The sequence below is a fragment of the Streptomyces sp. NPDC002817 genome (genome assembly GCF_053592055.1).
Map to the genome: position 1 here is coordinate 73861 of NZ_JBSFUY010000038.1, position 11538 is coordinate 85398.

Here is an 11538-nt window from a genome sequence, read left to right on the forward strand (position 1 = left end):
ATCCCGTGGTGCGCGAATGTTCGAGAGGTGCCCGGAGGTGCGGCTATGCCTCGGTGAGCTCCACCTGGACCTCGACCTCCACCGGTGCGTCCAGCGGCAGCACCGCCACCCCGACCGCACTGCGCGCGTGGACGCCCTTGTCGCCGAGAACCGCGCCCAGCAGCTCGCTCGCGCCGTTGATGACAGCCGGCTGGCCGGTGAAGTCCGACGCCGACGCCACGAACCCGACGACCTTCACCACACGCTTGACGCGGTCCAGATCACCGGCGACCGACTTGACGGCCGCCAGCGCGTTCAGCACGCAGGTGCGGGCCAGGTCCTTGGCCTCCTCCGGGGTGACCTCCGCGCCCACCTTGCCGGTGACCGGGAGCTTGCCCTCGATCATCGGCAGCTGGCCCGACGTGTACACGTACACGCCCGACTGCACGGCCGGCTGGTACGCGGCCAGCGGCGGGACGACCTCCGGCAGCGTCAGCCCGAGCTCGGCGAGCTTCGCCTCGACCGCGCTCACGCCTTCTCCCGCTTCAGGTAGGCCACCAGCTGCTCGGGGTTGTTCGGCCCGGGCACGACCTGGACGAGCTCCCAGCCGTCCTCGCCCCAGGTGTCCAGAATCTGCTTCGTGGCGTGTACGAGCAGCGGCACAGTCGAGTATTCCCACTTGGTCATGCGGCCGACTTTAGCCGCTGCCCACACACAGGCTCCGCCCGCGTTATCCACAGCCTGCCGGTTGGTACCCGCATCGAATGGTTACGCTCGAAGACGTGAGCAGGCTCCAGGTCGTCAGTGGCAAGGGCGGCACCGGTAAGACGACGGTGGCCGCGGCCCTCGCGCTCGCCCTGGCCACCGAGGGGAAGCGCACGCTTCTCGTCGAGGTCGAGGGCCGCCAGGGCATCGCACAGCTCTTCGAGACGGAGGCATTGCCCTACGAGGAGAGAAAAATCGCGGTCGCACCGGGCGGCGGGGAGGTGTACGCCCTCGCCATAGATCCCGAACTGGCCCTTCTGGACTACCTCCAGATGTTCTACAAGCTCGGTGGAGCCGGACGCGCCCTGAAGAAGCTCGGCGCCATCGACTTCGCCACCACCGTCGCGCCCGGTCTCAGGGACGTCCTGCTGACCGGCAAGGCGTGCGAGGCGGTGCGGCGCAAGGAGAAGTCCGGGCGGTTCGCCTACGACTACGTCGTGATGGACGCACCCCCCACCGGACGCATCACCCGCTTCCTCAACGTCAACGACGAGGTGGCCGGGCTCGCGAAGATAGGGCCGATACACAACCAGGCCCAGGCGGTGATGCGGGTGCTGAAGTCGTCGGAGACGGCCGTGCACCTGGTGACGCTGCTGGAGGAGATGCCCGTCCAGGAGACCGCGGACGGGATCGCCGAACTGCAGGCGGCGAAGCTGCCGGTGGGGCGGATCATCGTGAACATGGTGCGCCCGGAGGTGTTGGACGCGGACGAGTTGGAACTCGTCCGGGGCACCACTCGTTCCTCCTTCGCACAGTCGCTGTCCGCCGCCGGGCTCGGCGGGGCGCGGCGCGGCGGGCATGCCGAGCGGCTGGTGGACCCGCTCCTGGCCCAGGCCGAGGAGTACGCCGAGCGGTACGCGCTGGAGCACGAACAGCGCGCGGTCCTCGGCGAACTGGGCCTGCCGCTGCACGAACTGCCGCTGCTCGCCGAGGGCATGGACCTGGCGGGTCTGTACGAGCTGGCCACGGAACTGCGGAAGCAGGGGATGTCATGAGTCCGGACGTCGAGGGGCAGGCCCGGCACCACCGCCTCTCCCCCGCGCGCATGCTCGACCTGGATCCGCTGGTCGACGATCCGGCGACGCGCATCGTGGTGTGCTGCGGCTCGGGCGGTGTCGGCAAGACCACGACCGCGGCTGCGCTGGGTCTCAGGGCCGCCGAGCGCGGCCGGAAGGTCGTCGTCCTGACCATCGATCCGGCCCGCCGGCTCGCCCAGTCCATGGGCATCGACTCCCTCGACAACACCCCACGCCGTGTGAAGGGCGTCGAGGGCGACGGCGAGCTGCACGCGATGATGCTCGACATGAAGCGCACCTTCGACGAGATCGTCGAGGCGCACGCGGACCCGGAGCGGGCGTCCGCGATTCTCGGCAACCCCTTCTACCAGTCGCTCTCGGCGGGCTTCGCGGGCACGCAGGAGTACATGGCGATGGAGAAGCTGGGCCAGCTGCGGGCCCGCGACGAGTGGGACCTCATCATCGTGGACACCCCGCCGTCCCGGTCCGCGCTGGACTTCCTGGACGCGCCCAAGCGGCTCGGGTCCTTCCTCGACGGCAAGCTGATCCGGCTGCTCACCGCACCGGCCAAGCTCGGCGGGCGCGCGGGGATGAAGTTCCTGAACGTCGGGATGTCGATGATGACGGGCACCCTCGGCAAGCTCCTCGGCGGTCAGCTCCTCAAGGACGTCCAGACGTTCGTGTCCGCCATGGACTCGATGTTCGGCGGGTTCCGCACGCGCGCGGACGCCACGTACAAGCTGCTCCAGGCGCCCGGCACGGCGTTCCTGGTGGTCGCGGCGCCGGAGCGGGACGCGCTGCGGGAGGCCGCGTACTTCGTGGAGCGGCTGGCCGCCGAGGACATGCCGCTCGCGGGGCTGGTGCTCAACCGGGTCCACGGCAGCGGCGCCGCCCGGTTGTCGGCCGAGCGGGCACTCGCCGCCGCGGAAAATCTTGAGGAGTCCCGCATTGTCGATCAGGAGGACGGGAAAGCTGGAGTTCGTAACTCTCCCGACACAGACGGCAGTTCAGAGTCCCCCGCATCCGATCCGGTGTCCGCCGAAGGCTCCCCTGCCGCGGACCGGACCGTCGAACAACTCACCGCAGGCCTGTTGAGACTGCATGCCGAGCGTATGCGGCTGCTCTCCCGCGAGCAGCGCACGCGTGACCGCTTCACCGCGCTCCACCCCGAAGTGGCGGTGGCAGAGGTGGCCGCGCTGCCCGGCGACGTACACGACCTCGCGGGGCTGCGAGACATCGGAACACGGCTCGCGGCCGGTCGGCCGGAGCTGCCCGAGACCGCGGACGGCTGAGCCGCGCGGACGGACCCCCAGGGTCCCGTCCTCAGCTCACCGCCGCGTAGTTCTCGTACACCTCATCGTCGTCGAGGGGCAGAATGCCGACCCCTCGCTCGTACTCCGTACGCGCGGTCTCCAAGAGCCGGCGCCAGGAGGTCACGGTGGGCCGCCTGCGCAGCAGCGCACGGCGTTCCCGCTCCGTCATGCCTCCCCACACGCCGAACTCGACGCGGTTGTCGAGCGCGTCGGCCAGGCACTCCGTGCGTACCGGGCATCCGGTGCACACCGCCTTGGCCCTGTTCTGCGCTGCTCCTTGAACGAACAGCTCATCTGGATCGGTAGTGCGGCAGGCCGCCTGCGCACTCCAGTCGGTTACCCAGCCCATACCGGCGCCGTCCTCTCCCGAATCGAGGCTCCCCCACGGCGGCAGCGGCATATTCACCGCCGCCAGTTGAGGACGTTACGGAAGGTGGGCACAGCGCAACACCCCCTTCGGGCCCAATCTTGAATGGCCCGAACGGACTATGCGTAAGCGGCAGATCACCCGGGGGAGTGAGCTGGCGACATGCGTGACCATCCCGACAAAGCGGGACAGTTCAGTTGAGTCACAACGGGCACCCGGTGACACACAAGGCGGATTCGGACACGTCCCCATCAAAAAGTTGGGGAACCTCCGGAACGATTCGGGGTCGCCGGACGTATTGATACGTGGCCGCACTGCTGTGACAGTTGAGAGCAGCTTAGGCCAAGGCCTGCGCGCATGTCCGGCGAATGAGAAGGTAGGCGCTCTCTTTGCCATGCGCGCGAAAAGCCTGCCGAACATCCCGAGGAGCAAGCGCTCCCTCCGAACGCTCATGAGTACGGATTAGGCTGCCCCCATGTCGAAGAAGCGCTCCGGTGGCGGTCTGTCCGCCACCCAGCAGGCCGCCAAGTTCCTCGGTATCAGCGTGCTCTCTGGTGCGGTGCTGGCGGGCATCGCGCTGCCCGCCTTCGGTGCACTCGGACTCGCGGCCAAGGGGTCGGTCGACAGTTTCGACGAGCTCCCGGCCAATCTGAAGACGCCGCCGCTGAGCCAGCGGACCACGATCCTCGACGCCAAGGGCGGCCAGATCGCCACGGTCTACTCGCGCGACCGCACGGTCGTCGAGCTCAATGACGTCTCGCCGTACATGCAGAAGGCGATCGTCGCGATCGAGGACTCGCGCTTCTACCAGCACGGCGCGGTGGACCTGAAGGGCGTGCTGCGCGCGCTCAACAAGAACGTGCAGAGCAGCGGAGTGGCCGAGGGCGCGTCCACGCTCACCCAGCAGTACGTGAAGAACGTCTTCGTGGAGGAGGCCGGCGACGACCCGACGAAGGTCGCCCAGGCCACCCAGCAGACCCTCGGCCGCAAGATCCGCGAACTGAAGTACGCGATCCAGGTCGAGGAGGAGCTGGGCAAGAAGAAGATCCTCGAGAACTACCTGAACATCACGTTCTTCGGCCAGCAGGCCTACGGTGTCGAGGCCGCCGCCCAGCGCTACTTCTCCAGGTCCGCCAAGGACCTCACCCTCGCCCAGTCCGCGCTGCTCGCCGGCATCGTCCAGTCGCCGAGCCGCTACGACCCGGTCAACGACGAGGCCGAGGCCACCAAGCGGCGCAACATCGTGCTGCAGCGCATGGCCGAGGTCGGTGACGTCTCGCGGGCGGAGGCCGAGAAGGCGCAGGGCGAGAAGCTGGGTCTGAAGGTCAGCAAGCCGAGGAACGGCTGCATCACCGCGGTCGACAACGCCGGCTTCTTCTGTGACTACGTGCGCAACGTCTTCCTGACCGACCCGGTCTTCGGCAAGACCAAGGAGGCCCGGGCCAAGATCTGGAACCAGGGCGGCCTGACCATCCGTACGACGCTCGACCCGCAGGCCCAGGATTCCGTCAAGGAGTCGCTGAAGGACCACGTCTACAAGAGCGACAAGGTCGCCGCCGCGGCCACCCTCGTCGAGCCCGGCACCGGCAAGATCGTGGCGATGGGCCAGTCGAAGCCGTACGGCACCGACGCCAAGCAGAACGAGACGGTGATCAACTACTCGGTCGGCTACGGCATGGGCGGCTCCAACTACGGCTTCCCGACCGGTTCTACGTTCAAGCCGTTCGTCGCGGCGGCCGCGCTGGAGGAGGGCCGGCCGGCCAACCAGGAGTACTCGTCGCCGTACCAGATGGAGTACCCGAGCCCCGTCCAGACCTGTGACAGCAAGCCGTGGGTCAACCTGAACGGCGAGAAGCTGGAGAACGAGTCGGAGTCGGAGAAGGGCCCCTACCGCCTGCGCAAGGCGATGGAGCTGTCGGTCAACACCTACTTCGTGCAGATGATCTCCGACATCGGTCTGTGCCCCGTGGTCAACATGACCAACAAGCTCCAGGTCGTGCAGGGCAACGGCGACAAGCTGCCCGAGGTGCCCGCGATCGCGCTGGGTTCCAAGGGCATCTCCCCGCTGACGATGGCGACGGCGTACGCCGCCTTCGCCGCCCGGGGCATGTACTGCACGCCGGTCGCCATCGAGTCGATCACCCAGAAGGTCGGCCAGAAGAAGCAGTCCCTCGAGGTGCCCAAGTCGACCTGCTCGCGGGCCATGTCCGAGACGACCGCGGACACCGTCAACCAGCTCCTCAAGGGCGTGGTCGATTCCGGTACCGGCCAGACGGCGGGCCTCTCCGACCGTGACAACGCCGGTAAGACGGGTACGACGGACTCCCGCAAGAACGCCTGGTTCGTCGGCTACACGCCGAACCTGTCGGGCGCGGTCTGGGTCGGCAGCGCCTCCCAGAAGGTCGAGATGAAGAACATCACGATCGGCGGCGTGTACAACGACCTCGTCTACGGCGGCAAGGTCCCGGGCCCGATCTGGAAGGACGCCATGACCGGCGCCCTCGCCGGCAAGGACGCCCCGCAGTTCAACTTCGTCGACATCCCCGAGGACAATCCCGGCCGTGGTGACGGGGACGGCGACGGAAACGGGAATGGGAACGGCAACGGCAACGGCAACGGCAACGGCAACGGCGACGGCGACAACGGCGACGACAGCAGCGGCTCGGACAACGGCGGCACCGACGGCGGGACCTTCCCGACGCCGACCTTCTCCATCCCGGAGGACCTGTTCCAGGGCAACAACGGGAACGGCGGCGGACGCGGGTAAAGGGTCCGGCCGAGCAGGCCGCTCAGGACACCGGGGCCGACTCAAGGCTGGCGTGATTGCGTCAACTTGGGTCGGCCCCTCGCTGTCTCATGTGGCGCCGACGACGATGGTGCGCATGGCTGGCGATCTCTCCCGACGCCTGGTTTCCGACGAGTTGTGGGCCCTGACGGAGCCGTTGCTGCCGGTGTTCGCACCCCGCAGACAGGGCGGAGGCACGGCCCCCGTCGACGAGCGCGCGGTGTTCACCGCGGTGGTGTACGTGCTGACCAGCGGATGCGCCTGGCGGCTGCTGCCGCCCTGGCTCGGGGTCTCGACGGCGACCGCGCATCGCCGGTTCACCGCCTGGACGGAGGCCGGGGTGTGGCGACGGCTGCACCGGACCGCGGTGCGTGGCGGGCTCGCGGGAGCGGGTGACACCGACTGGGCCACCGCGATCGTGAACGCGGCGGCATCGCGGGCCGGACAGGACCCTGTTCGGCCCGCATAAAGCCGCCACGCGAGACGGACACGAAGACACAGAATTACTCAGCAACCCCCCAACTCGGGCACCACCAAATCCCTTGACCCCCCAATTGCCTTGATGATCCTCTGACCATCACGCGCATGAGGGGAGGAGTGATTCATGGGATCGCCGAACATCTCCGAGAGGCGAATAGCTGCCTTCTTGGCAGGCACGGCAGCCGCTCTGGCGATTCTGGCCGGCGCCACCGCATGCGGCTCGGGCACAGCCGACGAAGAACGCGGGGAGCCGGTCGCGGCGAACGCTGAAAGCGAATCCCTCACCCGCCCTGCCAAGGGCCCGCTCGACATCGCCATGAGAGAAACGGCAGACCGGCGCAAGGGGTTCTCGCTCCGCGATGCGACAGGCCTGGGCAGGTATGTGAGTCCGGCTTACGCGAAGAAATTCCAGGTCTGCTTCGAGAAAGAGAAACCGAACCTCAGCGCGGTGATCCTCTTCGCGGTCCGGAATTCCGAGACATGCCCCCAGAAGATCGGCGCCGAAGCGAAAGCCGACGCGACGCCCGACGTCGTGCGCACCCAGCTCCGCAAGGCCACCGACCAGCTCGTCCTGGCGGGCTACGCACCGCCGCACATACGCGTGGACGTGTCCGGCAAAGCCGTCTCCAAAGAGCGTAGTTGGTCCTACGAGGTCTGCGAGCAGACCCCCTCGGCCGGCACCCCCTTCTCGGCAAACCTGAGGCCGCGGCTCGTGATCTCGGCCTCCTGCCACCAGGACTGAAACCAGAAACCGACGGATCCACCACGAGAACACGAAGGAGTAATCCCATGCGCAAGATCGCACGCGCCGCGGCCGTACTTCCGATCATGGCGGCGCTCACCATCGGCATGACGGCGACCGCCGAGGCCCAGACGAACTGCACCGACTACTCCGACAACGGCGGCGCCAAGGCCTCGTTCCAGGCGTCCGGCGAACATCTCCTGATCGACGACATCTTCGCCGACGGCCACTCCGCCATCGGCGGAATCGAGATCTACGGCGACGGCCACTACTTCTACTGGAACAGAAACGGCGCGGACTCCGGCGTCCGCGACGTCAACCTCGACATCGCCGAGGGAACCAGCGTCGTCATCAATGCCTGGATCGGTGACTGGAGCGGCACCGCCACGGGTGGCATCGACTTCGGTTCCAACGTCGTCTCGAACTGCCACGGCGTGGCCTGACCCCCGTCGCTCCCACCCTCACACGAGAACGGAAGTGTGATTCACCATGCGCAGAATTCTCGCGACCTCGGCCGCCCTCGCCCTGTCGGTCACCGGCCTCAGCATGGCGACCGCCCCCGGCGCCTTCGCCGCCACCGAGGCGGCCGCCGAGTACGGCTGTCCGGGGAGCCTCATCGACACGTACAACTCACCCGCGACGGGCGAGGTGTGGGCGCAGCTGCGCCTGTACTACTCCTCGGCGAACGGCGGGACCAACTGTGCCGTGCTGCTGGCGAAGAAGTACTACGGCGATGTCCACTACATGGAAGTCGGCATCAGCATATCCGGCAGCAGCAACACCAAGCTCGACTACGGTGCGTACAAGTACTACGCGGGACCGGTCTCGGTGACGTCGACCAACGGGCACTGCATCGACGTCGGCGGGGGCGAGGACATCGGGGGCCTGTGGGCCGGCAGGAGCCTCAAGAACGTCCACTGCGGATGACCATTCGTCGCTGACACGGAGAAGGGGCCCGGCAGTGCCGGGCCCCTTCTCCGTGCCCTCGACGATGTCGAGGTCGTGGAGCTTGCCCGTGTTCGCGCCGTTGGGGTTCCACAGGGTGTAGCTCTCGAACGTGCCGCCGCGGACGTCATTGTGGACGTCGAGAATCGCGACGGCGGAATGTCCGTCGGCCTCCTGGTCGATGACGTTCACCTTTTCTCCGTACGCGGTGAACGGCACCATCGACGCGTAGTAGTTCTTCGCGCTGGTGTGGCAGTCCGTCTCGGCCCAGGCGGTGTTGCCGGCCAGGACCGTGAGACCGATCGCGGCACCCGCGATTCCCAGAATTCGCTGACAAACACGCTTGGCCAGTTTTATTCAGCTGCCCGTTGTCAGTGGCACTTCCTAAACTGGCCATGCAGTCGGCGCAGAATCGACGCGGGGGAGGGCTACGTTGACCATTACGCCGGAATCTGATGCGAGTGCCGAAACGCCGTACATCGACGTTGATGACCGAAGAATTCTGAATTTCCTCTATACGGGGCTCAATGACGCCTCCATCGGGCGGCGCATGGGAATGGGCCACCGCACGGTGCAGCGCAGAGTGCAGCGCCTCATGGACCGCCTCGAAGTAGTCGGGCGCGTGGCTCTGGGGGCTCGTGCCCAGGCCCTCGGTCTGCTGCCTCCGCCCGGCCCTCAAGGAACGAGGAGGGTCACCGCCGCGTCAGTGCGGACGGTTGACAGGCAGGTGCCGCCAGGCGCGCGAGATGCGCACCAGCGCCGCGATGGCGCCGATACCGAAGACGGCCGCCCCGAGCGGAAGGCTGCGCAGCACGCCGAGGGTGATCCCGGCAGCGATGACGAGCAAGGCGCCTGAGAACACGACCTGGCGTTTGGGGTCGCCGAGCTTCCAGAAACCGAGGAGCGAGAACGCCACCCAGACGACGAGGAAGGCGATCGATATCAGGACCATGACATTGCGCTCCTTGGCAGGGCACCCGGGAGGGGGCGAGGAACACCCCCTCCCGGGTCAGTCTCGCATCACCCCACGTTGTAGTCGGAATCCCCACTCGAAAGGTCGAAGCAGGTCTTGCCCGCCCGGTTCACCCCCGGTCCGTCGGAGAGGTCGATGCCCCAGGGATTGCCACCGTGCCCGGAGAGCTGGTCGCAGTATCCGTAGGGTGTGTCGTTGCCGCTGACGGCCGCGACCCGGCTGAAGGACTTGAAGTCACCGGTGATGACCGGCTCGGACGACAGGACCATCTCCCCGTCCAGCTTCATCGACTCGCCATTGCGGTAGAGGTACTGGTTCGGCATGAAACTGGAACGCAGGATCGCGCTGCCGGAGTTCTCGCTGTACCGCTTGCGGATCTTGCCGTCGGAGCAGGAGACGAAGTTGAGCTCCTGCCAGATCGGGGGCGACTGGGTGAAGATCGATCCCGTGAGACCGGTCTTGAAGAAGGCGTTGTAGATCTCGCCCATCAGAGACCGCACGGCCGTGGGCACCACCGTGCCCGACGCCGAAGCCCGGTCCCGCCACGCCGCGACCTCGGAGTCCACCTTGGAGATCCCCAGCATCGGCCGGTAACCGATGGAGCCGCCGGCGGTGTAGGTGGCGGCGACACACTTGCCGTCGGCGCCGGAGGCGGCGTACCCGCTGGTGTTGGTGATCTCAGGCCTGTGTCCGACGGGCGCATACGCGCGGCCCGGGATGATCCCCGTCGTGTTGGTGTCCGTGGTGACCGTGCGTCCGTCGTGTTCGTTGAGATCCACGGTCGAGTAGTTCAGATCGGGCGGCGCGATGCCGTAGTCCTGCTGGATGGCTTTGAAGGTGTCCGTCACGAAGTCGGGAAGGTGCGTGTCCGCGGTTCGGGAGTCGTAGTCGACTTCCTCGCTGCCCTCGATCACCGTGCCGTCGTCGGCGGTGATGTAGCTCACCGTGGCCTTGCTCTTGATCTTGTAGGTGCTGTCGTTGGTGTCGAAGTACGACGGCTTGGTGCCGCCGGGACGGTCCTGGTAGCGGTTGGAGTAGTGCATCCAGGCGGGGACGCTCTTGCCGTCCGGATGCTCGGTCGGGTGAGTGCCCGATTCCCTGACCCAGGTGTTCCAGGTGCCCATGGCGGCCTTGGTCTCGGGCTTCACACACCCCGTGGACGGGCTGTCGATGCACGTGGGCAGGTCGAGCACGGCCTGGGAGGTCTTGGTCCCCCAGTCGTAGAGGGACTGCCTGTCCTTGAACGGCGTGTCGAAGAACATGGTGCTCGCCGGGTCGGTGTCGACGTTCTGGTCCTCGTCGAAGAACGCGATCGCCTCGACGGTGTCCTTGACGTACCGGCCGCTGATCGGCTGTACGGCGACCGCGTCGAAAGCGACGTCCGCGTCGCCGGTGCCGTCCCTGGTGATCGTGGACAGATTCACGACCGGTGCGGCGTCGAACATGAAGGCCCCGATGGACACCCAGCGGTTGCCGGTGCCGGGCTGGGAGACCACACGGGTCTTGGTGCCGTACTTCGTGGCCACCTTGTACTCCGCGTACTTGGTCTGCGCCCCGTGGTCGGGCAGGTGCACCCAGATCTTGGCCGCACCGTTGACCGCCTGGTTCAGCTTCCAGGTGGCCGTCATCTTCAGCCGCTGGCCCTTGGCGTCGTTCTGCCGGGTGTGACCGAAGTAGAAGTGACCGCCGAAGCCGGCGCCGAGCTGGTGCAGGTCCACCTTCGCGGGCCAAGTGCCGATGATCGACTGACCGTCGGGGGCCAGCCCCGCCTCTCCGTCACCGAAGTCGAGGGAGAACGTGCCCTGGTTCGACCAGTCGCTGTTGCCGCAACCGGGCCGCACGGAAGGTGTCCCCGCCGACAGGTCGTCGATGATCATCGCCCCTGAAGGCAGCGCGGAACGCGAGCAGTTGGGCGGGTAGGCGGTGCCGTCCGCCTGCTCGGCGTCGTAATCCGGCGAGGTGAAGCGGAAGAACTCGTTGCCACAGGAGTAGGAGCAGTCGGTCTTCCACTGCACCGACTGGTGGTACCAGCACTTGAAGTCGTCGCGGGTGCACGGCCCCGCGCCGGGCTCGTTGGCCGCGCCGTCGCCGATCTTGGACGGCTCGCACCAGTTGTACGGGCCGCAGAACAGATCCTCCGGCGGCTTGACCTTGGCCCGGTTGTACTTGGCCG

General features: G+C 67.2%; 12 protein-coding genes. 7 read left to right on the plus strand and 5 right to left on the minus strand.

Translation table 11 applies throughout. The features are described from left to right. Positions 1–43: 43 nt before the first annotated feature. On the minus strand, positions 44–511 hold the full coding sequence (locus tag ACWD3I_RS42035) for a RidA family protein (protein WP_365410167.1): 468 nt from the start codon (positions 509–511) through the stop codon (positions 44–46). Beyond that, positions 508–666, minus strand: coding sequence for a DUF4177 domain-containing protein (locus tag ACWD3I_RS42040; RefSeq protein ID WP_019063748.1), 159 nt, complete (start codon positions 664–666; stop codon positions 508–510). Before ACWD3I_RS42040 ends, ACWD3I_RS42035 begins: the two co-directional genes overlap by 4 nt. A gap of 95 nt (positions 667–761) precedes the next feature. Between ACWD3I_RS42040 and ACWD3I_RS42045 the strand changes: the two genes are divergently transcribed. Together ACWD3I_RS42045 and ACWD3I_RS42050 are read left to right on the plus strand one after the other, a co-directional pair. Further along, positions 762–1739, plus strand: a complete 978-nt coding sequence (locus tag ACWD3I_RS42045; RefSeq protein WP_365410164.1) for an ArsA family ATPase — start codon at positions 762–764, stop codon at positions 1737–1739. Then, positions 1736–3052: an ArsA family ATPase gene (locus ACWD3I_RS42050; RefSeq protein WP_365410161.1), complete on the plus strand. Its 1317-nt coding sequence runs from the start codon at positions 1736–1738 to the stop codon at positions 3050–3052. Before ACWD3I_RS42045 ends, ACWD3I_RS42050 begins: the two co-directional genes overlap by 4 nt. A gap of 31 nt (positions 3053–3083) precedes the next feature. Here the strand turns inward: ACWD3I_RS42050 and wblA are convergent, their stop codons facing one another. After that, positions 3084–3422, minus strand: a complete 339-nt coding sequence (gene wblA / locus ACWD3I_RS42055) for a transcriptional regulator WblA (protein WP_037735517.1) — start codon at positions 3420–3422, stop codon at positions 3084–3086. A 493-nt stretch (positions 3423–3915) separates the two neighbouring features. Here wblA and ACWD3I_RS42060 point away from each other — a divergent pair, with 493 nt between their 5' ends. The 5 genes from ACWD3I_RS42060 (at position 3916) to ACWD3I_RS42080 (ending at position 8374) form a co-directional block, all read left to right on the plus strand. Next, positions 3916–6207, plus strand: a complete 2292-nt coding sequence (locus ACWD3I_RS42060) for a transglycosylase domain-containing protein (RefSeq protein ID WP_365410157.1) — start codon at positions 3916–3918, stop codon at positions 6205–6207. A gap of 115 nt (positions 6208–6322) precedes the next feature. Then, complete coding sequence (locus ACWD3I_RS42065; protein WP_365410154.1) at positions 6323–6694, plus strand: transposase; 372 nt, start codon at positions 6323–6325, stop codon at positions 6692–6694. A gap of 135 nt (positions 6695–6829) precedes the next feature. Next, positions 6830–7447 carry a hypothetical protein gene (locus ACWD3I_RS42070; RefSeq protein WP_365410151.1) on the plus strand — a complete coding sequence of 206 codons (618 nt, stop codon included), beginning with the start codon at positions 6830–6832 and terminating at the stop codon, positions 7445–7447. A gap of 47 nt (positions 7448–7494) precedes the next feature. Next, positions 7495–7890, plus strand: coding sequence for a hypothetical protein (locus ACWD3I_RS42075; RefSeq protein WP_365410148.1), 396 nt, complete (start codon positions 7495–7497; stop codon positions 7888–7890). Between the two features lie 46 nt (positions 7891–7936). Then, positions 7937–8374: a hypothetical protein gene (locus ACWD3I_RS42080; protein WP_365410145.1), complete on the plus strand. Its 438-nt coding sequence runs from the start codon at positions 7937–7939 to the stop codon at positions 8372–8374. 721 nt (positions 8375–9095) lie between these two features. Here ACWD3I_RS42080 and ACWD3I_RS42085 read toward each other — a convergent pair. Further along, positions 9096–9344 carry a hypothetical protein gene (locus tag ACWD3I_RS42085; protein ID WP_365410142.1) on the minus strand — a complete coding sequence of 83 codons (249 nt, stop codon included), beginning with the start codon at positions 9342–9344 and terminating at the stop codon, positions 9096–9098. A gap of 68 nt (positions 9345–9412) precedes the next feature. Further along, on the minus strand, positions 9413–11538 hold a 2126-nt coding region (locus ACWD3I_RS42090), incomplete at its 5' end, for a golvesin C-terminal-like domain-containing protein (protein WP_451084330.1).